General features: G+C 67.6%; 20 protein-coding genes and 1 pseudogene. 5 read left to right on the top strand and 16 right to left on the bottom strand.

Translation table 11 applies throughout. The features are described from left to right. Positions 1-108: 108 nt before the first annotated feature. The 3 genes from ACN2C8_RS06930 to ACN2C8_RS06940 all read left to right on the top strand — a co-directional run bounded on the left by ACN2C8_RS06930 (position 109) and on the right by ACN2C8_RS06940 (position 3,636). On the top strand, positions 109-486 hold the full coding sequence (locus tag ACN2C8_RS06930) for a response regulator (protein WP_419255110.1): 378 nt from the start codon (positions 109-111) through the stop codon (positions 484-486). Beyond that, entirely contained in the window at positions 483-1,847 is a 1,365-nt protein-coding gene (locus ACN2C8_RS06935; protein ID WP_419255111.1) for a PleD family two-component system response regulator, read from the top strand. The genes ACN2C8_RS06930 and ACN2C8_RS06935 overlap by 4 nt, the downstream gene beginning before the upstream one ends. A gap of 85 nt (positions 1,848-1,932) precedes the next feature. Continuing rightward, a complete protein-coding gene (locus ACN2C8_RS06940) occupies positions 1,933-3,636 on the top strand; it encodes an alkaline phosphatase family protein (protein WP_419255112.1) in 1,704 nt (567 codons plus the stop codon). A 186-nt stretch (positions 3,637-3,822) separates the two neighbouring features. On the opposite strand, the gene rpmG is transcribed toward ACN2C8_RS06940, so the two are convergent. The 3 genes from rpmG to ACN2C8_RS06955 all read right to left on the bottom strand — a co-directional run bounded on the left by rpmG (position 3,823) and on the right by ACN2C8_RS06955 (position 5,288). Further along, entirely contained in the window at positions 3,823-3,990 is a 168-nt protein-coding gene (gene rpmG / locus ACN2C8_RS06945; protein ID WP_007673017.1) for a 50S ribosomal protein L33, read from the bottom strand. A gap of 81 nt (positions 3,991-4,071) precedes the next feature. Beyond that, the gene (locus ACN2C8_RS06950) at positions 4,072-4,533 is read right to left on the bottom strand and encodes a DUF6265 family protein (protein ID WP_419255113.1); all 462 of its coding nucleotides are present in this window, start codon (positions 4,531-4,533) and stop codon (positions 4,072-4,074) included. Positions 4,534-4,559: 26 nt separating this feature from the next. Continuing rightward, the gene (locus ACN2C8_RS06955) at positions 4,560-5,288 is read right to left on the bottom strand and encodes an NUDIX hydrolase (protein WP_419255114.1); all 729 of its coding nucleotides are present in this window, start codon (positions 5,286-5,288) and stop codon (positions 4,560-4,562) included. A gap of 109 nt (positions 5,289-5,397) precedes the next feature. On the opposite strand from ACN2C8_RS06955, the gene ACN2C8_RS06960 reads away from it, so the two are divergent. Then, on the top strand, positions 5,398-6,696 hold the full coding sequence (locus tag ACN2C8_RS06960) for an amidohydrolase (RefSeq protein ID WP_419255115.1): 1,299 nt from the start codon (positions 5,398-5,400) through the stop codon (positions 6,694-6,696). A 131-nt stretch (positions 6,697-6,827) separates the two neighbouring features. On the opposite strand, the gene ACN2C8_RS06965 is transcribed toward ACN2C8_RS06960, so the two are convergent. The 5 genes from ACN2C8_RS06965 to topA form a co-directional block, all read right to left on the bottom strand. Continuing rightward, the gene (locus ACN2C8_RS06965; protein WP_419255116.1) at positions 6,828-7,964 is read right to left on the bottom strand and encodes a pyridoxal phosphate-dependent aminotransferase; all 1,137 of its coding nucleotides are present in this window, start codon (positions 7,962-7,964) and stop codon (positions 6,828-6,830) included. Between the two features lies 1 nt (position 7,965). Continuing rightward, positions 7,966-10,281 carry a ribonuclease R gene (rnr, locus tag ACN2C8_RS06970; RefSeq protein ID WP_419255117.1) on the bottom strand — a complete coding sequence of 772 codons (2,316 nt, stop codon included), beginning with the start codon at positions 10,279-10,281 and terminating at the stop codon, positions 7,966-7,968. Between the two features lie 118 nt (positions 10,282-10,399). Further along, positions 10,400-10,663 carry a hypothetical protein gene (locus ACN2C8_RS06975; protein ID WP_419255118.1) on the bottom strand — a complete coding sequence of 88 codons (264 nt, stop codon included), beginning with the start codon at positions 10,661-10,663 and terminating at the stop codon, positions 10,400-10,402. A gap of 51 nt (positions 10,664-10,714) precedes the next feature. Next, complete coding sequence (locus ACN2C8_RS06980; protein WP_419255119.1) at positions 10,715-11,080, bottom strand: hypothetical protein; 366 nt, start codon at positions 11,078-11,080, stop codon at positions 10,715-10,717. A gap of 38 nt (positions 11,081-11,118) precedes the next feature. After that, a complete protein-coding gene (gene topA / locus ACN2C8_RS06985; protein WP_419255120.1) occupies positions 11,119-13,827 on the bottom strand; it encodes a type I DNA topoisomerase in 2,709 nt (902 codons plus the stop codon). A 177-nt stretch (positions 13,828-14,004) separates the two neighbouring features. Here topA and ACN2C8_RS06990 point away from each other — a divergent pair, with 177 nt between their 5' ends. Further along, the gene (locus ACN2C8_RS06990) at positions 14,005-14,178 is read left to right on the top strand and encodes a hypothetical protein (RefSeq protein ID WP_419255121.1); all 174 of its coding nucleotides are present in this window, start codon (positions 14,005-14,007) and stop codon (positions 14,176-14,178) included. A gap of 4 nt (positions 14,179-14,182) precedes the next feature. Here ACN2C8_RS06990 and ACN2C8_RS06995 read toward each other — a convergent pair whose 3' ends face one another. The 8 genes and pseudogenes from ACN2C8_RS06995 to ACN2C8_RS07030 form a co-directional block, all read right to left on the bottom strand. Beyond that, the gene (locus ACN2C8_RS06995; RefSeq protein ID WP_419255122.1) at positions 14,183-14,416 is read right to left on the bottom strand and encodes a helix-turn-helix domain-containing protein; all 234 of its coding nucleotides are present in this window, start codon (positions 14,414-14,416) and stop codon (positions 14,183-14,185) included. A 94-nt stretch (positions 14,417-14,510) separates the two neighbouring features. Next, positions 14,511-14,699: pseudogene (locus tag ACN2C8_RS07000) on the bottom strand (BrnT family toxin); the annotation flags it as partial. A 144-nt stretch (positions 14,700-14,843) separates the two neighbouring features. After that, complete coding sequence (gene dprA, locus ACN2C8_RS07005; protein ID WP_419255123.1) at positions 14,844-15,941, bottom strand: DNA-processing protein DprA; 1,098 nt, start codon at positions 15,939-15,941, stop codon at positions 14,844-14,846. Next, on the bottom strand, positions 15,938-16,588 hold the full coding sequence (gene plsY, locus ACN2C8_RS07010; protein ID WP_419255124.1) for a glycerol-3-phosphate 1-O-acyltransferase PlsY: 651 nt from the start codon (positions 16,586-16,588) through the stop codon (positions 15,938-15,940). The genes dprA and plsY overlap by 4 nt, the downstream gene beginning before the upstream one ends. Before the next feature lie 111 nt (positions 16,589-16,699). Further along, positions 16,700-16,981, bottom strand: coding sequence for a type II toxin-antitoxin system RelE/ParE family toxin (locus ACN2C8_RS07015; protein WP_419255125.1), 282 nt, complete (start codon positions 16,979-16,981; stop codon positions 16,700-16,702). Then, positions 16,971-17,225 carry a type II toxin-antitoxin system ParD family antitoxin gene (locus tag ACN2C8_RS07020; RefSeq protein ID WP_419255126.1) on the bottom strand — a complete coding sequence of 85 codons (255 nt, stop codon included), beginning with the start codon at positions 17,223-17,225 and terminating at the stop codon, positions 16,971-16,973. The genes ACN2C8_RS07015 and ACN2C8_RS07020 overlap by 11 nt, the downstream gene beginning before the upstream one ends. A gap of 63 nt (positions 17,226-17,288) precedes the next feature. Continuing rightward, the gene (gene pyrC, locus ACN2C8_RS07025) at positions 17,289-18,590 is read right to left on the bottom strand and encodes a dihydroorotase (RefSeq protein ID WP_419255127.1); all 1,302 of its coding nucleotides are present in this window, start codon (positions 18,588-18,590) and stop codon (positions 17,289-17,291) included. Next, complete coding sequence (locus ACN2C8_RS07030; RefSeq protein ID WP_419255128.1) at positions 18,587-19,582, bottom strand: aspartate carbamoyltransferase catalytic subunit; 996 nt, start codon at positions 19,580-19,582, stop codon at positions 18,587-18,589. Before ACN2C8_RS07030 ends, pyrC begins: the two co-directional genes overlap by 4 nt. Positions 19,583-20,116: the final 534 nt, after the last annotated feature.

Consider the following 20,116-nt stretch of genomic DNA (forward strand, 5'->3'; position numbering starts at 1 on the left):
CCGATGTTAACGCGATTAGCGCGGGCTTAAGGATATTCGTGCGATCTGGAAATCAGAAGCGGCGCGAATCCCTCAGGCGTCGCCACGGACCGTATGGTCGGGGTCAGGATGACGAAGAAGGTCCTCATCGTGGAGGATAATGAGCTGAACATGAAGCTCTTTCATGATCTGCTCGAAGCCCAGGGTTACGACACCCTTCAGACCCGCGAGGGTCTGCAGGCGCTGTCGATCGCCCGGGAGCACCGTCCAGACCTTATCTTGATGGACATCCAGTTGCCGGAGATCTCGGGGCTCGAGGTCACCAAGTGGCTCAAGGAGGACGAGGATCTGGCGCACATCCCCGTGGTGGCCGTCACGGCCTTCGCGATGAAGGGCGATGAGGAGCGGATCAGGGAGGGCGGCTGCGAGGCCTATATCTCCAAGCCGATCTCGGTGGCCCACTTCCTCGACACCATCAAGCGCCTGCTGGAGAAGACCCCGGCATGAGCGCGCGAATCCTCGTCGTAGACGACATCGAAGCCAATGTTCGCCTGCTCGAGGCCAAGCTTTCGGCCGAGTATTATCAGGTCTCCACCGCGTCCGACGGCATCACGGCGCTGGCGATGGCGGCCAATGATCTGCCCGACATTATCCTGCTGGACGTGATGATGCCCGGCATGGATGGCTTCACCGTCTGCAAGCGCCTGAAGGAAGACCCGATCACCCGCCACATTCCGGTGGTGCTGGTTACGGCGCTGGACGGTCGCGCCGACCGTATCCAGGGCCTGGAGGCGGGCGCCTCGGACTTCCTCACCAAGCCCATCGACGACGTCATGCTGTTTGCCCGCGTGCGCAGCCTGACCCGCCTGAAGCTGGTCATCGACGAACTGCGCCAGCGCGAGGCCTCGGGCCGCCGCATGGGCGTGATCGCCGGCGCCGCCTCGCGGCTCGATGGCCTGGGCGGCCGGGTGCTGATCGTCGACGATAATGAACGCCAGGCCCAGCGCATCGCCGCCGAGCTCAGCATCGAACACCGCCCCGTGGTCGAGTCCGATCCGGAAAAGGCGCGGATCAGCGCCGGCGGGCCGGTCGACCTGGTGATCATCAACGCCGCCGCCAAGGGCTTCGACGGCCTGCGCTTCGCCGCCTCGCTGCGGTCGACCGAGCGCACCCGGCATCTGCCCGTGCTGGCCATGGTCGATCCCGACGAGCGTCAGCGGATGGTCAAGGCGCTGGAAATCGGCGTCAACGACATCCTGCCGCGCCCGATCGATCCGCAGGAGCTGTCGGCCCGGGTCAAGACCCAGATCCAGCGCAAGCGCTACACCGACTATCTGCGCAACAACCTCGACCACAGCCTGGAGCTGGCGGTCACCGACCAGCTGACGGGACTGCACAACCGCCGCTACATGACCGGCCAGCTCGACTCGCTGGTCCAGCGTTCGACCCTCGGCGGTGACCCGGTCGCGGCGCTGCTGATCGACATCGACCACTTCAAGAAGATCAACGACACCTTCGGCCACGACGTCGGCGACGAGGTGCTGCGCGAGTTCGCCCTGCGCCTGGCCTCCAATGTCCGCGCCATCGACCTGCCTTGTCGCTATGGCGGCGAGGAGTTCACGGTGATCATGCCCGATACGCAGCTGGAAGACGCCATGCGCATCGCCGAGCGCATCCGCATGCACGTGGCGGGCTCGCCCTTCCGGGTGGCCCAGGGCAAGGAACTGCTGACCGTGACGATCTCGATCGGCGTCTCGGCGACCCTGGGCGAGCACGACACTCCCGAGGCCCTGCTCAAGCGGGCTGACGAGGGCGTGTACGAAGCCAAGGCGTCCGGCCGTAATGCGGTGGTCGGCCGCGTCGCCTGACGGCTTTTCGCGCCGACGGCCTTTTCCGGGGCTCCTGACCGCGTCCCTCCTTGCACGGAGCAGGCGATCGGGCTTTTTAGCCGGGATGAATAAGCTGCTTACGTCCGGCGCGCTTGCCTGCGCCGCGCTCGCCCTCAGTGGTCCGGTCCTGGCCCAGCCTCGCGCCCTCACCAAACCTGATCCCAGGCTGGTGGTGGTGATCTCGATCGACCAGTTCAGCGCCAATCTGTTCGCCCAGCATCGGGGCGAGTTCACCGGCGGCCTGGGCAAGCTGGCGCGCGAGGGCGTGGTCTATCCCAACGGCTATCAGTCGCACGCCATGACCGAGACCTGTCCGGGGCACTCCACCCTGCTGACGGGCAAGCACCCCAACAAGACCGGCATCAGCGCCAATGACTGGTACGACGCCGGCCTCGGCAAGCAGGTCTATTGCCTGGGCGACGACAGCGTCGTCCTGGCCCACGATGCCAAGGGCCGCCCGGTCAGCCCGAAAAACATGGTCGCCACCACCTATGGCGACTGGCTGAAGGCCGTCTCCCCGACCAGCCGGGTGTTCGGCGTCTCGGGCAAGGATCGTGGCGCGATCACCATGGCGGGTCACAAGGCCGACGGCGCCTTCTGGCTGCAGCCGGGCTTTGGCTTCACCACCTATGTGCCGCCGGGCCAGACCGCCGAGGCGCGTCTGAAGCCCGTCGCGGCCTTCAATGCCAAGATGCTGGCGGACCTGAAGAAGCACCCGTTCGTCTGGAACTATGCCAAGAGCCCGATGGACGCCCTGACCGGCGGCTCGGCCAAGCGCTGCAAGGCCCTGGAGGCCGATTATCAGACCGGCGGACGCCCATGGCGCGCGGCCCTGCCGATCCCCGTCGCGGGTGACGAGGCGGGCAAGCAGCGTGACCTGGGCTCGAGTCCCTATACCGATCAGGTCACCCTGGACCTGGCGGCCCAGTTGCGAGACGCCTACGGGCTGGGCGACGGGCCCCAGGTCGATGTCCTGACTGTCAGTCTCTCGGCCACCGACTATATCGGCCACCGCTACGGTACGCGCGGCCCGGAGATGTGCGACCAGATCGCCCGTCTGGATGACCGCCTGGGCGAGTTCCTCGACAGGGTCGGCAAGGCCAAGGGCGGGGTTCTGGTGGCGCTGGCCGCCGACCACGGCGGCGCCGACATGCCCGAGCGGCTGCGCGAAGAGGGCTATGATGCCGACCGCATCGCCACCAAGCCGTGGCTGACCAAGCTGAACGAGACGCTTCGCGCCGACCTGGGCCTGTCCTACGACCCACTGGTCGCCGATGGCGGCATCAACACCATCGATGTCGTCGGACCCGACAGGAAGGCCCTGCCGCCGGTCGAGCATATGCGGATCACCGCCGCCGCCCTGGCTCTGGTCTCGCGCCAGCCCGAGGTGGTCGAGGCGTTCGACGTCAACAGCCTGCTGACCCTAGCGCCCGAGCCTTTGGATACCTCGCCCGAGGAGATCTCGGTGCGCGAACGCATGCGCCGCAGCGCCTATCCGGGCCGCTCGGGCGATATCGTCATCGCCTTCAAGCCCGACCTCGTCCCAGCAACGGCCGGCGCGACCTATGTCTCCACCCATGGCAGCCCGTGGGACTATGACCGCCGGGTGCCGATCATCTTCTGGTGGAAGGACGGCGCGCCCCGCGAGCGCGTCCTGCCGCTGGACACGGTGGATATCGCCCCCACCATCGCGGCGGTGACGGGCGTGAAGCCGCCGGCGGACATTGATGGGCGGTGCCGGCCGTTGGGGGCAGGGCACGATTGCTAGCCAGAAGACTCGCCCCCTCCTGACCGCTTCGCGGTCGTCCTCCCCCGTAGGGAGAAGACGCTCTCATCTTCCCCCTACGGGGGAGGAGCGCGCAGCGCGGAGGGGGCAAGTCGGCCAGCCCCGGAATCAAAAACGCCCGGCTATCGCTAGCCGGGCGTTTTGTCGTGTCGTACCGGTCAGGCAGATCTACTTGATCTTGCCTTCCTTGAATTCGACGTGCTTGCGGATGACCGGATCGTACTTCTTCAGCACCATCTTCTCGGTCTTGGTGCGGGCGTTCTTCTTGGTCACGTAGAAGAAGCCGGTGTCCGCCGTCGAGTTCAGGCGGATCTTGATTGAAGCCGGTTTGGCCATGGTCGAATCCCTGCGGTATCGCGCAGGGTACCCGCGCGCTGGAAATGAGAGGCGCGGAACATACTCATCAATGCGCCAAAGTCAATTGCCGGCGGGGCACCGTGTGTAGGGATAGTCCACCGATCGGGCCTGACCGCCGATCTGGCCCTCGATCCGGCCGATAATCGTCCGGGCGTCCACGCGCTTGTACAGAATCCGCTGGGGAAAGTCGTGGGCGGCGTCCTCGAACACCACCGTGTCGTCGGTGATCTCTTTCAGCGGAAAGTCCGCCTCGGGCTGGCCCGAGGGCTTGGCGCTGAAGGCCAGTTTGCCGTCGAGCCCGGGCGCGATTCGCAGGAATTCGAACTCGCGCACCTTGCCGTCCTTCAGGGTGCGGCTCATGCCCAGCATCACGCCGCCGCCGGGGGCCATCCACTGCTCGTCGACGCGGCCGTTGGAGCGGACCTGCATCCAGCAGCCCGTCATCCAGGACAGGCGGCTGACATCGGGCTCAGGCGCGGGCGGTGTGGTCGCCAGGGCGGACGCGAACAGGATGGCCAGCATGTCGATCTCCCCCGAGACGCGCCGGCTCAGACATAGGTCAGGTTCCGGGCGCCGTTAAGGAAACGCATGAAGGGGGCGGGGCGTCCAGCATCCTTCAGCCGCTGGCCGATCTCGGCGACCACGAAGCGGGTGATATTGGGCAGGTCCAGGGCCATGGCTTCGTCGAAGTCGACCCAGGCGATCTCGTCCAGCTCGCCGCAGTCGGGCTGGCGGTCCAGGCTGATCAGCGCCTCGGCCGACGCCATGAAGAACCGGGCGTCGAAGCGGCGGTTGCGATAGGGCGGGGTGATCGCCCGGGCCACGAAGGCCAGCGGCGCCAGATCGGGAAGTGCGCCCTGGGCCAGGAACGGCCGCCAGGCCCCGGCGGCGGGCCGTGAGGGCGCGGGGCGCGCTAATAGCAGGCCTGTCTCCTCGAACGTCTCGCGGATGGCCGCCAGGCCCAGCGCCCGGGCCAGTGCGGCGGGGCTGGGGTGACGCGGCTGATGGGTCAGGCGCGCAGCGACCTCGGGCGCCAGTTCGCTGGCCGAGGGCGTGCGATAGTCGCCGCGATCCACCCGGCCGCCGGGGAACACCCATTTGTCAGGCATGAAGGCGTGACCGCCCGCGCGCCGGCCCATCAATAGGCGGGGCTTGGCCGCGTCGGTGCGCACGATGATCAGGGTTGCGGCGTGGCGCGGTCGCAGCACGCCCGTCCCGGGCTCGCGCACGGCGGCGTCGTTGATGGTGTCGAATTTGGCGTCGATCGGCTCGTCCATAACTCAAGCTTAGTCCGATCGCGCCATTCGCAAAGCCGCCCCTTACGTCAGCTTGACCACCCCGCTGCAAGCACCCCAATGTCCGCCGGCTTTTCAGAGGACGACGCGCATGTTTGGACGGGTTTCGACGCTGGCGATCATGGCTGGCCTGGCTTTCGGCGCGCCGGCCCTGGCCGCGCCTTCCGCCGCCAAGGTCGAGGCCGCCGCCAAGGCGGTGCAGCCCAAAGTCATCGCCTGGCGCCGTGACCTTCACCAGAACCCCGAACTGGGCAACCAGGAGGTCCGCACCGCCGCCCTCGTCGCCAAGGAGCTGAAGGCCCTGGGTTTCGAGGTCCGCGAGGGCGTGGGCAAGACCGGCGTGGTCGGTATCCTCAAGGGTGGAAAACCCGGCAAGGTCGTGGCCCTGCGCGCCGACATGGACGCCCTGCCGGTCGAGGAAAAGACCGGCCTGCCGTTCGCCTCCAAGGTCACCGCCACCTGGGAAGGCCGCTCCGTGCCGGTGATGCACGCCTGCGGCCACGACACGCACGTCGCCATGCTACTGGGCACAGCGACCGTCCTGGCCGGCATGAAGGCCGACATCAAGGGTACGGTCGTCCTGATCTTCCAGCCCGCCGAGGAAGGCCCCCAGGCCGGCGAGGAAGGCGGGGCCAAGCTGATGATCCGCGACGGCGCGCTGGACCAGCCCAAGGTCGACGCCATCTTTGGCCTGCATATCGGCCCGGCCGACGCCCACCTGCTGAACTACCGGCCGATGGGCTTCTACGCCTCGTCCGACCGCATCGCGATCACGGTGAAGGGCAAGCAGACCCACGGCGCGCGGCCCTGGGCCGGCATCGACATGGCCAGTATAGCGGCCGACATCATCCAGGCCATGAACCAGATCGCCGCGCGTCAGGTCGATGTCGGGGTCTCGCCCTCGGTCGTGACCATCGCCACCATCAACATGGGCATGCGTCAGAACATCATCCCGGAAGACCTGGTGATGGGCGGCACCATGCGCACCTTCTCGACCGAACGCCGCGCCGACCTGATCGACAAGGTCCAGAAGAGCGTCGCCGCCATCGGCGATCGCTACGGCGCCAAGGCGCAGGCCGTGTTCACCCAGCCCTATCCGGTGACCTACAACGATCCTGACCTGTCGAAGTGGGTGAAGACCTCGCTGTCGAAAGCCTCGCCCGGCAAGGTCGACGACAACGCCGCCCTTGTGACCGGGGCGGAGGACTTCTCGATGTACGCCCAGAAGGTCCCGGGCGTGTTCATCCAGCTGGGCGGCCGCCCCGCCGGCGTTCCGGCCGCCGGTGCGCCGGCCAATCACTCGCCCTATTTCGACATCGACGAGGCGGTGCTGGAGACCGGCGTGAAGGCCGAGGTGTTTATGGCGCTGGATTATCTGGAGAAGAAGTAGGGGGCGTGGACTTGCCCCCTCCGCGCCTTCGGCGCTCCTCCCCCGGAGGGGGAAGATGAGGTCGGCGCGTTTCATCTTCCCCCTCCGGGGGAAGACGATCGCGTAGCGATCCGTAGGGGGCAAGTGGTCAGCTAGACCGCCGCCTTTGCCTCAAACCACGGAACCAGCCGCCGCAGCGCCTCTTCGACCTCTGACGTCGAGACCGCGAAGCTGATCCGCATGAACCGGTGACCCTCGACCGGGTCGAAATCGATGCCGGGCGCCGTCGCCACGCCGGTGTCGGTCAGCAACTGCTGGCAGAACGCCATCGAGTCGTCGGTCAGGTGGCCGATGTCGGCCCAGATATAGAACGCCCCGTCCGGCGGCGCGATCTTGGCCAGGCCCAGGGCGGGCAGAGCGTCGAGCAGCAGCTGGCGGTTCCGGCGATAGACCTCGACATGGCCGTCGAGCTCCTCGTGGCAGTCCATGGCGATCAGACCGGCGTGCTGGCTCAGCGAGGGTGCGGTGAGGAACAGGTTGCCCATATAGGCCCGCGCCCGGTGCACATGCTCCAGCGGCGACAGCAGCCAGCCCAGGCGCCAGCCCACCATGCTGAAATACTTGGAGAAACTGTTGACCACCAGGGCGCTCGGCTCGAACTCCAGCATCGAGCGGGCGGGGCCCACATAGGACAGGCCGTGATAGATCTCGTCGCTGACGATGCGTATGTTCCGTATACGGCATATGTCCGCGATGGCGGCCATTTCGTCGTCGGCGATGACGGTGCCGGTCGGGTTGGCGGGGCTGGCCACGATGACGCCGGCCGGGGCGGGATCCAGCGCCGCCAGGTGCGCGGCGGTCAGCTGGTAGCGATCCTCTGGTCCGCAGGCGATCTCGACCGGGATCAGGTTCAGGGCCTTGAGCGTGTTGCGATAGGCCACATAGCCGGGACGGGCCAGGGCCACGCGGTCGCCGGCCTCGAACGACGAGGCCAGGGCCATGACCAGGGCCGGCGAAGCGCCGCAGGTCAGGATGATCTGCTCGGGATCGACGTGCACGCCGTGCCTGTCGTCATAGTGCCGGGCGATGCGAGCCTTCAGCGCCGGGCTCTCCCAATAGCCCAGGCCGTCGGTGTCCAGCACATGGTGGGCGCGTTCGATCGCGGCCTTGGGCGCGCCGGTCGAGGGCTGGCCGAACTCCATGTGGATCACCGAGCGGCCCTCGGCCTTGAGCTGGTGGGCCAGCCGGCTGATGGCGATGGCGTGGAACTGGTCGAGGTCGGGGCGCATGCTAGCGCCGCTTGCCGCGCCGAACGCCCTTGGGCAATCCGCCGCGCGGCTTGACGGCCGCCTGTCGCCGGGCCCCCAGCCGAGGCAAGGGCGCCTTGGGATCGGCCGGCAGCGGCTCGCTCAGCATCTCGAACAGCAGGCCGCCGGTCACCGGGGTGGCCTCGACCAGCTTGACCTCGACATTCAGGCCCAGCGGCCAGCGCTTGCCGGTACGCTCGCCGACCAGGGCATGCATGCGCTCGTCATGGACGAAGAACTCGGCGCCCAGGGACGAGATCGGGATCAGGCCGTCAGCGCCGGTCTCGTCCAGCTTCACGAACAGGCCAAAGCGGGTGACGCCGGTGATGCGGCCATTGAAGGTCGCGCCCACCCGGTCGGACAGGAAGGCGGCGATATAGCGGTCGGTGGCGTCGCGCTCGGCCGCCATGGCCCGGCGCTCGGCGAAGGTGATGACCTCGGCGGTGTCCTTGATCTGGCTGATGTCCTGATCGGTCAAACCATCGCTGCCCAGCCCCAGCGCCCGGATCAGGGCGCGGTGGACGATCAGGTCGGCATAGCGGCGGATCGGGCTGGTGAAGTGGGCATATTTGGCCAGGTTCAGACCAAAATGGCCCAGATTGTCGGCGCTGTAGTGGGCCTGCATCTGGGTACGCAGCACCACCTCATTGATGATGGCGGCGTGCGGCCCGTCGCGGGTTTCGTCCAGCAGCTTGTTGAAGCGCGAGGTCTGCGGGGCCTCGCCCTTGTTCCATTTGATCTCCAGCGTCGCCAGGAACTCGGCCAGGTTCTGGACCTTCTCCTGGCTGGGCGTGTCGTGGACGCGATAGATCAGCGGCGTGCGCTTGGCTTCCAGGCTCTCGGCGGCCGAGACATTGGCCTGGATCATCATCTCCTCGATCAGCTTGTGGGCCTCGAGGCTGGCGCGGCGGTTGATCGAGGCGATCTCGCCTTCTTTGGTGATGACGATCTTGCGCTCGTCGCTCTCGATGCCCAGCGGCGAGCGGATCTCGCGGCCCTTGCCCATCAGGCGGAAGGCGGTCCACAGGGGTTTCAGGATCGGATCCAGCAGGGGCGGGGCCTTGTCGCCGTCCTGGCCGTCGGGCGGGATCACGCCGTCGATGGCGGCCTGGGCCTGCTCGTAGGACAGCTTGGCGGCTGAGCGCATCAGGCCGCGCACAAAGCGGTGGCTCTTCTTGCGACCGGCGCTGTCGAATACCATCCGCACCGCCAGGGTGGCGCGGTTCTCGCCTTCACGCAGCGAGCACAGGCCGTTGGACAGCACCTCTGGCAGCATCGGTTCGACCCGGTCGGGGAAGTAGACGCTGTTGCCCTTCTCGCGGGCCTCGCGGTCCAGGGCCGAACCCGGACGCACATAGGCGGCGACATCGGCGATGGCCACCCAGACGATCCAGCCGTCCACATTGCTCGCGTCGGGATCGGGATGGGCATAGACGGCGTCGTCGTGGTCGCGGGCGTCGACGGGGTCGATGGTCACGAACGGCAGGTCGCGCAGGTCGTCGCGGCCCTCCAGGGTCGGCGGCTTGGCGGCGGCGGCCTCGGCTTCAGCCTCTTCGGAGAAGCCGGTCGGGATGCCATGGCTGTGGATGGCGATCAGCGAGGCGGCGCGCGGATGGTCCTCGCGGCCCACCACTTCCAGCACCTTGCCCTGCTTGGGGCCATAGCGGCCGGCGGCCGTGCCGACCTGGGCGATGACCAGATCGCCGTCCTTCAGGTCCTTGGCCTCCTGCTCGTTGAGGATCAGACTTTCCTTGGACTTGCGATCCACGGGCTCGACCCGGATCTCGCGGCGATGCCTGCGGATCACGCCCAGAATCTTGTGAGCGCTCTGGCCCAGCCTCTTGATCAGCCGGGCTTCCATCTCGCCGTTTTCGAGGCGCTCGAAGCGTACCAGAAGACGGTCGCCCATGCCCGGCGCGCCGCCGGCGTTCTCGTTGCGAGCCGGCGACAGGCGCACCAGCGGTGCGTCGTCGCCCGACTTGGTCAGCTTGACGAACATGTCGCCGTCGGCGTCGCGATCGACCACGTCGACCACGCCCACTGGCGGCAGCGAGCCGGCCTCGGCAAAGCCCTTGCGGCCGCGCTTGCCCAGGTCGCCCTGGGCTTCCAGTTCACGCAGCATTTCGCGCAGGGCGCGGCGATCGGCGCCCTTCAGACCAAAGTGGCGAGCGATGTCGGCCTTGCCGCTCTCCCCCGCGCCGCGCAGGAACGCCAGCAGGGTCTCACGATCCGGCAGGCCTTGCGGCGGCTTGGGAGCAGCGGGGAATTTTGAAGACTTGGGCGTGCGCGGTTTGACCATGTGCTGGGATAACCCGGCAGCGGGGCCAAAGGCCAAGGGAAAGACGCCAAAGTCGGCTGCGATTTCGCCTGCGCGCCCTCATCGGCCGGCCAGGGCGATCCAAACAGACGCCGACAGACTATTTCGAATAGGTCACCCGGCATTCGCCCTCGATCGTCGTGTAGCGGCCATTGGCGGCGTCGACGAACGCGATCCGACCGCCCCGGTCATACTCGACCTTGCCGGTCGAGCGCCCGGCGAAGTTCTGCGTGCCATAGGTCCAGCAGACGATGTCCGCCGGCTTGTCGCTGAAGGTCGCATCACGACCGGCCCGCTTGCTGTCGGTGCAGGCGCCCATGGCGACTGTCGCGAGGATGATCGAGGCGGTTACGGCAAGGCGCATTGGGAGGGTCTCACAGGCAAGGGCCCGACTGTCGGAGGAGGCGGTCGTTGATCAGTACAGGTCTTCGATCGACCGCGGCGGCTGCTGGGCCGGCGGCGTGGTCGCAGCCGCTGGCGCGGCTTCCGACGGCGCGGGTGGGGCCTCGATCACCGCCGGCGGGGCTTCGGCCTCGGCGGTCTTGATCTCGACGGCCTTGACCTTGGGCTTTTCGGGCGGCGCCGGCACGTAGAGCGGGGCGGGAGCCGCGTCCCTGACCGGCACACCCGACACCTCGGCCAGGGGCGCGGTCGAAGCGCTGGTGTTGGGCTTGCCGCCCTTCAACGCATTGGTCACGCCCATGGCGAAGCCCAGGACGCTGACCAGGATCAGGCCGGCGACCACGACGGTCAGGGGCAGGGGCCGTTCAAGCGACGTCATGCCGGTAATCTAACCCCGGATCGCAAACATGGGTAGGGTCAGGTCCCCGTCTCGGTTGAAGCTTTTGCGGGCTTATTGGCGGCGGCCTTTTTAGGAGCCGCTTTCTTGGCTGCCGGCTTTTTGGCGGGCGCCTTTTTGGCTGGAGCCGCGCCGTCAGCGGCCGCCTTTGCCTTGGCCGGAGCCTTGGTCGCCGCCTTGGCCGGGGCCTTTTTGGCTGCGGCCTTCTTCACCGGCTTCTTGCCGCCGCCCTTGGCGACGCGTTCGGCCAGCAGGACCACGGCCTCGGCCAGGGTCATTGCGGCCGGATCAGCGCCCTTGGGCACATTGGCGTTGGTGTCGCCGTGCTTGATGTAGGGGCCAAAGCGCCCCGACAGCACCTTCACCGGCTTGCCGTCCTCGGGGTGGACGCCCAGATCGGCCAGGGCCGCTGCCTGTCCACGCTGCGGACGCCCGCCGCCGGCCCGCTTGTCGGCCAGCAGGGCGACGGCGCGGTTCAGGCCGATGTCGAACACCTCTTCGGGGTTTTCCAGATTGGCGTAGGTGCCCTCGTGCAGCACGAAGGGCCCGAACCGGCCAAGGCCGGCGGTGATCTTCTTGCCGTCGTCGGGGTGCATCCCGACTTCGCGCGGCAGGGCCAGCAGGCGCAGGGCCTTTTCAAGATCGACGGCAGCCGGCAGCCAGCCCTTGGGCAGGCTGGATCGCTTGGGTTTGTCACCGCTCTCGGCGGCCGGCGGCTCTTCCACATAGGGGCCAAAGCGGCCGTTCTTCAGCCACACCGAGCGACCGGTCTCGGGATTGATCCCCAGGTCCTTGTCGGCGGCCTCGGCCTCGCCTTCGCCTTCAGCGGTGGCCAGCTGGCGGGTGAAGCGGCATTCGGGATAGTTGCTGCAGCCGATGAAGGCGCCGAATTTGCCGACCTTCAGCGACAGCATGCCCGTCCCGCAGGTGGGGCAGATGCGCGGATTGGAGCCGTCGCCCTTGTCGGGGAAGATGTGCGGGCCCAGGGCGTCGTTCAGCGCGTCCAGCACGTTGGTGACGCGCAGCTCGGCGATCTCGCCGACGGCGGCGGCGAAGTCTTTCCAGAAGTCGCGCAGGAACTGTTTCCAGTCCAGCTTGCCGTCCGACACCAGGTCCAGCTGTTCTTCGAGGCCGGCGGTGAAGTCGTATTCGACATAGCGGCGGAAGAACTGCTCCAGGAAGGCGGTGACCAGGCGGCCCTTGTCTTCCGGGATGAAGCGGTTCTTCTCCATCTTCACATATTCGCGGTCGCGCAGCACGGTCAGGACCGAGGCATAGGTCGACGGACGGCCGATCCCCAGCTCTTCCATCTTCTTGACCAGGCTAGCTTCCGAATAGCGCGGGGGCGGTTCGGTGAAGTGCTGGTCGGCGCGGGCGTCGATGACCTTGGCGCTGGCGCCGTCCTCGATCATCGGCAGGCGGGCGCTGTCCTCGTCGCCGTCATCATCGCGGCCTTCTTCATAGACCGTCAGATAGCCGGGGAAGAGCACCACCTGGCCGGTGGCGCGCAGGCCGGTCTGGCCGTCGTGGCTCTCGATGTCGACCGTGGTGCGCTCGATGCGGGCGCTTTCCATCTGCGAAGCGATCATCCGCTTCCAGATCAGTTCGTACAGGCGGCCCAGATCCGGCTCCAGGCGCAGCGAGCCCGGATTGCGGCCCAGGCTGGTGGGGCGGATGGCTTCGTGGGCCTCTTGGGCGTTCTTGGCCTTGACCTTGTAGTAGCGCGGCGTCTCGGGGACGTAGTCCTTGCCATAGACATTGCCGATGACGTCGCGGGCTTCGGCGATGCCCTCGGGGCCCACGGCAACGCCGTCGGTTCGCATATAGGTGATCAGACCGACGGTCTCGCCGCCGATGTCGATGCCTTCATAAAGCTTTTGCGCGGCCTGCATGGTGCGCTGGGCGGAAAAGCCCAGCTTGCGCGAGGCTTCCTGCTGCAGGGTCGAGGTGGTGAAGGGCGGGGCAGGCGAGCGTTTGCCGGGCTTCTTCTCGACGGCGGCGATCTTGAACACCGCCTTTTCGACCGCAGCCTTGGCGGCCAGGGCCGAGCCCTCGTTGCCGAGGTCGAACTTGGTGAGCTTCTTGCCTTCATGCTTGACCAGGCGGGCCAGGAAGGGATCGGCACCGGCCGACACGTCGGCGTCGACGCTCCAGTATTCCTGGGTCTTGAAGCGCTCGATCTCCATCTCGCGCTCGACGATCAGCCGCAGGCAGACCGACTGAACCCGACCGGCCGAGCGGCTGCCCGGCAGCTTGCGCCACAGGACGGGCGAGAGGGTGAAGCCGACGAGATAGTCGAGCGCGCGGCGGGCCAGATAGGCCTCGACCAGCTCCATGTCGATGTCGCGCGGATTGGCCATCGCTTCCAGCACCGAGGCCTTGGTGATGGCGTTGAACGTCACGCGCTGGACGGTCATGCCTTTGACCGCCTTCTTCTTCTGAAGGACTTCCAGAATGTGCCAGCTGATCGCCTCGCCTTCGCGGTCGGGGTCGGTGGCCAGGATCAGGCGGTCGGCCCCCTTCATCGCGTCGATGATGTCGGCGACGCGCTTGGACGACTTGGCGTCGATCTCCCAGCTCATCGCGAAATCGTTGTCGGGCTCCACCGAGCCGTCTTTCGACGGCAGGTCGCGGATATGGCCGTACGAGGCGAGAACCGTGTAGTCGGACCCGAGATACTTGTTGATGGTCTTGGCCTTGGCCGGGCTCTCGACGACGACGACGTTCATTAGGACTCTTGTACCCTGGGGGAGGATCGCCCTGGAGGCGAGCGGCGGAAAGTGGGGGCGCGACGGGGGGTCTGTCAACGCGGGCTGTTCAAACGGCGCCGTTTCCCGTGATTTGGTAGCCGATTGTTAAGACCGGTCGGGTGATTATAGAGGCTGAACCTAAACCTTTTGGCGCTCATGAACGTCTCGACCATCAACCGGATCGCCACCGAGGCCTACGTCTCGCCGATCCAGCCCGTCAAGCCGGTGACCTCCAACGCGGAACGCGCGCAGATCGCCGACCGCCTGCGCGACGCCGTGCGCGCCGCCCCGGCCCAGGGCACCGGGCTGATGATCGATCTCAGCGTCTAGGCTTTCAGGCCACTTCGCCGTTAATCAGGCGACGCATCACTTCCGGATCACGAGCGATCGCATTCAGCAGCGCCCGGGCCGGCGCATCGGGTCGACTGCGCTCTTGTTCCCAGTCGCGAACGGTCGAGAGCGGCAGCTGAAACGCCGCCGCGAATTCGGCTTGGGTCATGCCGACCATCTGGCGGATGCCTTTGACGATGTTGACGCGCCTTGAGCGAGCCAATTGTTCGTCGGTCATGGGCGGGGCGTCTGGATCTGACAGGGCCGCAGCCTGGATCTCCTCATCGGTCATGGACCTGATGCGCGCCCAGTCCGTCTTTCCGCGCGGTCGGTCAATCGACGTCATGGCGAAAGTACCTCATGCGTTCCTGGCGCGTTGCGGGTTGCGCTGAGATGATCCGGTAGTGATCCTCGGCGTGTGAGACGGTCACGACGAGCAATATGTCCCCAAAGCATGACCCGGTGATCTGGATACGTTCCTCGCCGTAGTCGAAGCGATCATCGAGGGCTTCAATACGCCGCGGATCGAGGACGGCGTATTGAGCGTCCTCGAAGTCGACGCCGTGCTTGGCGAGGTTTCGTCACGCCTTTTCCGGATCCCATTCGAATTCAGTCGCCATTGTACTGGTATCCAGTACTCGTTGCAATGGATCGGCGCGGCCGCATCAAACCCCCGCCACCATCCCTCCGGCCAGCAGCTCCGCCCGCTCGGCAAGGGCCAGTTCCACCAGTGCCGCCATCACCGCCGAGGTCGGCGCGCCGGTCGCCCGCACCAGTTCGTCGCGCGAGACCGCCGTGGGCGATAGCAGGGCGGCCAGACGCTCGCGCAGGGCGTCGAAGTCCACGTCGGCTTCCGGCTCGCCGTCATAGCCCCGGTCGCGTTCGCGCAGATGGGTCTGGCCCGATAGGTTGCGCAGCACGTCTTCGGCGCCTTCGCACAGGATCGCGCCCTGGCGGATCAGGTCGTTGGTCCCCCGGGCGCGCGGGTCCAGCGGCGAGCCGGGCACGGCGAAGACGTCGCGGCCCTGCTCGGCGGCCAGGCGGGCGGTGATCAGCGAGCCGGATTTCAGCTCGGCCTCGACCACCACGACGCCCAGTGACAGGCCCGAGATGATCCGGTTGCGGCGCGGGAAGTCCTTGGCCTGGGCGCGGCGGTCTGGCGCGCTTTCGGAGACGACGCAGCCCTCGACGGCGAGACGGGCATGCAGGGCCGCGTGCTCGGGCGGATAGATGTCGCTGACGCCGCCGCCTAGCACGGCTACCGTGCCGGTGCGCATCGCGCCCTCGTGAGCGGCGCCGTCGACGCCGCGCGCCATGCCCGAGATAATGATGTGGCCGGCTTCGCCCAGCTCGGCGGCCAACTGCCGGGCGAAGCGCTGGCCGGCGGCCGAGGCGATGCGGGCCCCGACGATGGCGACGCTGGGCTGGGGCAACAGCTCCGCGCGGCCCAGGGCCCACAGCACCGGCGGCGGCGGATCAAGGGCGGCCAGTCGAGCGGGGAAGTCAGGCTCGCAGCCGCACAGCAGCCGCGCGCCGAGGGCCGCGCCGGCCTCCAGCTCGCGCTCGATGGTTTCGCGCAGGGGAATGTTCAGCGGCGTGGCCCGCCCGCCGCGACGGGAGAGGTCGGGCAGGGCCGACAGGGCCCGCTCGGGCGTGCCGAAGCGGGCCAGCAGATGCTCGAAGGCGACGGGGCCGACCGTCTCGGTGCGCGCCAGCCGAAGCCAGGCCAGGCGCTGAATGTCCGAGAGGCGGCCCGGAATCACGCGGCCGGAGGCGGGGTCTCCGCCGTCTTCTTCTTGCCGCCGATTTTCGGCTCTTCGCCCTTCAGCAGGCGGGCGATGTTCTCGCGGTGGCGGACGAAGATCAGCACGGCCATGAACAGGGCCAGCACCAGCATGGCATAGGGCTGGTCGGTCGCCAGGGCGAACGGCGCGGCCAGGGCGGCGGCGGTCAGGGCGGCCAGCGAGCTGATACGGAAGAGGGCCGCCATGGCCAGCCAGGTGAGCGCGGCCAGCACGCCCACGGGCCAGCAGGCGGCCAGCAGAACGCCATAGAAGGTGGCCACGCCCTTGCCACCCTTGAACTTCAGCCACACCGGGAACAGGTGGCCCAGAAACGCCGCGCCGCCGGCCAGGGCCACGATCACGGCGCTGTCGTTGGTCAGCCAGCGGGCCAGCAGCACGGCCAGCACGCCCTTGCCTGCGTCCCCGATCAGGGTGATGGCCGCCAGGTCCTTGCGGCCCGAGCGCAAGACGTTGGTCGCGCCGATGTTTCCGGAGCCGATCTGGCGGATGTCGCCCGCCCCGCCCAGGCGGGTGGCGATCAGCCCGAACGGGATCGAGCCCAGCAGATAACCGCCGATGACGGTGATCGCGAGCGTGAGGTAGACGGCTTGAGCGAGATCTTGCACGTTTCGACCCTAAGGCGAGTTGCGCGCGATTTCAATCGCTACGCAAAGGTTTGGTTGGGGCAGGTGTAGCAGCAGACTCAGGGGCGGGGCAAAAGGGGGAGTCCTGGGCTCCTAGGGCAGCCAATCTTCGGATCCATGCCGAACGCGCTGGATGAAGATGTCCGGCCCGTCGAGGCGATAGATGATGATGTGGCTCTTGTAGGGATGGACGCGCGATGAGCGGCCCAATTCTTCGCGCTCAGGTGCGGCGCGCGGGAAGTCGGAGAGAAACGCGAAGGCCTGTTCCAGTCCCGCATGGTAGCGATCGGCCTGGTCCTGCCCGAACGCGCCCGCTCCGATGAGGTAGATGTCGAGGATATCCTCCTCCGCCTTGCGACTGAGCCTATAGGCCATCCGCAGTGGCCCGCAGCCGGCGGCGCGCCGCCGCCAGGATGTCGTCCATGGAGTTGGGGCTGACCCCGCTTTCCTCGGCTTCATCCACCAGGCGCTGCATGGCGGCGATCTTTTCGGCGCGCTCCTGGTCGCGGCGGATCAGGTCGCGCACATAGTCGCTGGCATTGCTGTAGCGCCCGGTCTCGGCGCGGCCTTCTACCCAGTCCTTCATGGCGTCGGGCAGGGAAACGTTCATGGTCGCCATTACGCACCTCTGACGGCAGTGAGCGGGCTTTGGCAAAGATTGTCAATCCTTGCCAGTGATCGGCTACCCTTCCGCGCGGTGCACAACCCGCCCATCGACCAGGGTCATCAACACCTGACCCTGCAACCGCCGCCCGTCGAACGGCGAGTTCTTCGACTTCGACAGGAGCTTCCCGGCGTCGACGATGATCGGCGCGTCGATGTCGCACAGCACCAGGTCCGCTGGTGCGCCGGGCGCGATACGGCCGCCGCGCAGGTTCAGCAGTTCGGCCGGGGCCAGGGTCACGGCGCGGATCAGGTCGACCAATGGCAGGCGTTCGTCGTGATAGAGCGACAACAGGGCCGGCAGCAGGGTTTCCAGGCCGATGGCCCCGGGCGCGGCCTCGTCGAAGGGCAGGCGCTTGTCCTCGGCCGGAGCCGGGGCGTGGGCGGACACCACGATGTCGATCAGACCCGAAGCCAGGGCCTCGATCAGGGCCTGGCGGTCGTCCTCACCGCGCAGGGGCGGGGTGACCTTGGCGAAGCTGCGATAGTCGCCGATGTCCAGTTCGTTAAACGACAGGTGGTTGATCGACACGCTGGCGTGCAGGCGCAGGCCCTTGGCCTTGCCGCGCGCCAGGGTCTCCAGCGCGCCGGCGCTGGTGATCTGGTCGACCAGCAGCCGGCCGCCGGTGGCTTCCAGCAGGGCGATGTCGCGCTCCAGCATGATCCGCTCGGCCATCGGCGAGATCGACGGCAGGCCCAGACGGCCGGCAAATTCGCCGCCGATCGCCGCGCCGCCCTTGGCCAGCCACATGTCCATCGGCCGGTGGGCCAGCAGGGTGTCGAAGCCCTTGGCGTAGGTCAGGATGCGCTGAAAGACCTTGCTGTCGACGATCGGGCGGTCGGCGTCGGTGATGTAGACGCAGCCGGCCTCGCGCATCAGGCCGATCTCGGCCATCTGCTCGCCCTTAAGGCCCTTGGTCGCCGCGCCGGCGCACAGGATGCGGGCGCTGTCGATGTCACGCGCCCGGCGCAGGATGAAGTCGACCACGCTGGGATCGTCGATGGCCGGGTCAGTGTCGGGCTGGACGACGATGCTGGTCACGCCGCCGGCTGCGGCGGCGCGGGCGGCTGAAGCGAGGGTTTCCTTGGTCTCCGAGCCCGGCTCGCCGGTCTTGACCCGCAGGTCGATCAGGCCGGGCGCCAGCAGGGCGCCGCCGCAGTCGACGACCCGGACGCCCTTGCCGAGCTTGCCAAACTCGCGGCCCTTGGCGACGTCTGAGATCACACCCTCGGAGACGATGACCCCGCCGGGGCCGTCATAGCCGCTCTCGGGATCGACCAGGCGGGCATTGGTGAAGGCCAAGGGCTGGGGCGAGTTCATTGGTCGGCCTCCAGCCGCGCGGCGAGGCTGGTCAGCACCGCCATCCGGGCGGCGACGCCCATTTCTACCTGATCCTGGATCAGGCTGACGGCCGGATCGTCGGCGACGTCGCTGTCGATCTCGACGCCCCGGTTCATCGGGCCCGGATGCATGACCTTGGCCCCGGGCGCGGCGCGAGCCAGCTTTTCGCGGTCCAGGCCGTAGAAGCGGAAATATTCACGGGTCGATGGCACGAAGCCGCCCTGCATCCGCTCGAGCTGCAGGCGCAGCATCATCACCACATCGACGCCGGCCAGGCCCGACTTCATGTCGTTGTGGACGGTGACGCCCCAGCGCTCGGCCTGGGCCGGCATCAGGGTGGCGGGACCTACCAGGCGCACGCTGGCCCCCAGGGTGTGCAGCAGGGAGACGTTCGAGCGCGCTACGCGGCTGTGCAGCACGTCGCCGCAGATCGCCACGGTCAGGCCCGAGACCCGGCCAAAGGCGCGGCGGATCGACAGGGCGTCCAGCACCGCTTGCGTCGGATGCTCATGCTGGCCGTCGCCGGCATTGATCACATGGCCGCTGACCTTCTGGCTGAGCAGGCTGGCGGCGCCCGACGAGGCGTGACGCACTACCAACAGGTCGGGGCGCATGGCGTTCAGGGTCACGGCGGTGTCGATCAGGGTCTCGCCCTTGGTGATCGACGAGGTGCGCGGGCTCATATTGACGACGTCGGCGCCCAGGCGCTTGCCGGCGATCTCGAAGCTGGACTGGGTGCGGGTGCTGTTCTCGAAGAACAGGTTCATCAGCGTCCGGCCCTTGAGCAGGTCCAGCGACTTGGAGGTCTGGCGGTTGAAGGCGACGAACGCCTCGGCCAAGTCCAGCAGGTCGGCCGCCTGGGGCGCGTTGAGGTCGCCGGCGGACAGGAAATGGCGCTTTGGGAACGCAAAGGCGCGGGCGCGGATCGCGTCGAGGGCGACGCGGGCGGGATCATGGGGCTTGGCCGTCATGAAACGGTGTCTTAGGCGGCTTTGGCGGAGGAGGGAAGGCGGGACCACGGGGATAGCGATCGCGCCGTCCCCGGATAGTCGCGGGGACAAGCAACCCAAGTCCTCCCCCTGAAGGGGGAGGCGGCCGGAGGCCGGTGGGGGAACACCGCCTTGATTCAGCAGCACTTCCCCCTCCGATCGCTGCGCGATCGCCTCCCCCTTCAGGGGGAGGACCGGCACGGGCGTCCAGCAAACTTATCCGACGCGCTGAAACCTGCCGTATTCTGTACCCACCTCGTCGCGAGGAAAGGGCGCAAGGCCAGCGACCATTGCGGCGGCGGGGGGTGATCGAGCGGGGCTGGGCTTCGGGGGGATACCGAAGCGCGTCCGGGGATCTGGTTGCTGGCCAGGCCCGCCCGCCGTCGGCTTGGTTGAAGGCAAAAGGGCGTGTCTGGCTGAAAGCCCGTCCTCTTTGACCGCCGGAGCGCGCTGGAAGCGGCGCGGTCCGGGTCCCGGTAAGGCCTTAAGAGGGCCACCCGACGGGAGGCTGACGGA

This window comes from Caulobacter sp. ErkDOM-C, from assembly GCF_048541825.1.
Taxonomy (GTDB): domain Bacteria; phylum Pseudomonadota; class Alphaproteobacteria; order Caulobacterales; family Caulobacteraceae; genus Caulobacter.

Bases quoted from the DNA above. Each gene is read 5' to 3' on its own strand.
- ACN2C8_RS06955 (WP_419255114.1), bottom strand. From the start codon at position 5,288: ATGGACGAGCCGATCGACGCCAAATTCGACACCATCAACGACGCCGCC.
- rnr (WP_419255117.1), bottom strand. From the start codon at position 10,281: ATGGTCAAACCGCGCACGCCCAAGTCTTCAAAATTCCCCGCTGCTCCC.
- ACN2C8_RS07030 (WP_419255128.1), bottom strand. From the start codon at position 19,582: ATGACGGCCAAGCCCCATGATCCCGCCCGCGTCGCCCTCGACGCGATC.
- pyrC (WP_419255127.1), bottom strand. From the start codon at position 18,590: ATGAACTCGCCCCAGCCCTTGGCCTTCACCAATGCCCGCCTGGTCGAT.
- rpmG (WP_007673017.1), bottom strand. From the start codon at position 3,990: ATGGCCAAACCGGCTTCAATCAAGATCCGCCTGAACTCGACGGCGGAC.
- ACN2C8_RS06975 (WP_419255118.1), bottom strand. From the start codon at position 10,663: ATGCGCCTTGCCGTAACCGCCTCGATCATCCTCGCGACAGTCGCCATG.
- ACN2C8_RS06935 (WP_419255111.1), top strand. From the start codon at position 483: ATGAGCGCGCGAATCCTCGTCGTAGACGACATCGAAGCCAATGTTCGC.
- topA (WP_419255120.1), bottom strand. From the start codon at position 13,827: ATGAACGTCGTCGTCGTCGAGAGCCCGGCCAAGGCCAAGACCATCAAC.
- ACN2C8_RS06940 (WP_419255112.1), top strand. From the start codon at position 1,933: ATGAATAAGCTGCTTACGTCCGGCGCGCTTGCCTGCGCCGCGCTCGCC.
- ACN2C8_RS07015 (WP_419255125.1), bottom strand. From the start codon at position 16,981: ATGGCCTATAGGCTCAGTCGCAAGGCGGAGGAGGATATCCTCGACATC.
- ACN2C8_RS06990 (WP_419255121.1), top strand. From the start codon at position 14,005: ATGAACGTCTCGACCATCAACCGGATCGCCACCGAGGCCTACGTCTCG.
- ACN2C8_RS06950 (WP_419255113.1), bottom strand. From the start codon at position 4,533: ATGCTGGCCATCCTGTTCGCGTCCGCCCTGGCGACCACACCGCCCGCG.
- ACN2C8_RS06965 (WP_419255116.1), bottom strand. From the start codon at position 7,964: ATGCGCCCCGACCTCGACCAGTTCCACGCCATCGCCATCAGCCGGCTG.
- ACN2C8_RS06960 (WP_419255115.1), top strand. From the start codon at position 5,398: ATGTTTGGACGGGTTTCGACGCTGGCGATCATGGCTGGCCTGGCTTTC.
- ACN2C8_RS06995 (WP_419255122.1), bottom strand. From the start codon at position 14,416: ATGACCGACGAACAATTGGCTCGCTCAAGGCGCGTCAACATCGTCAAA.
- ACN2C8_RS07020 (WP_419255126.1), bottom strand. From the start codon at position 17,225: ATGGCGACCATGAACGTTTCCCTGCCCGACGCCATGAAGGACTGGGTA.
- ACN2C8_RS06930 (WP_419255110.1), top strand. From the start codon at position 109: ATGACGAAGAAGGTCCTCATCGTGGAGGATAATGAGCTGAACATGAAG.
- ACN2C8_RS06980 (WP_419255119.1), bottom strand. From the start codon at position 11,080: ATGACGTCGCTTGAACGGCCCCTGCCCCTGACCGTCGTGGTCGCCGGC.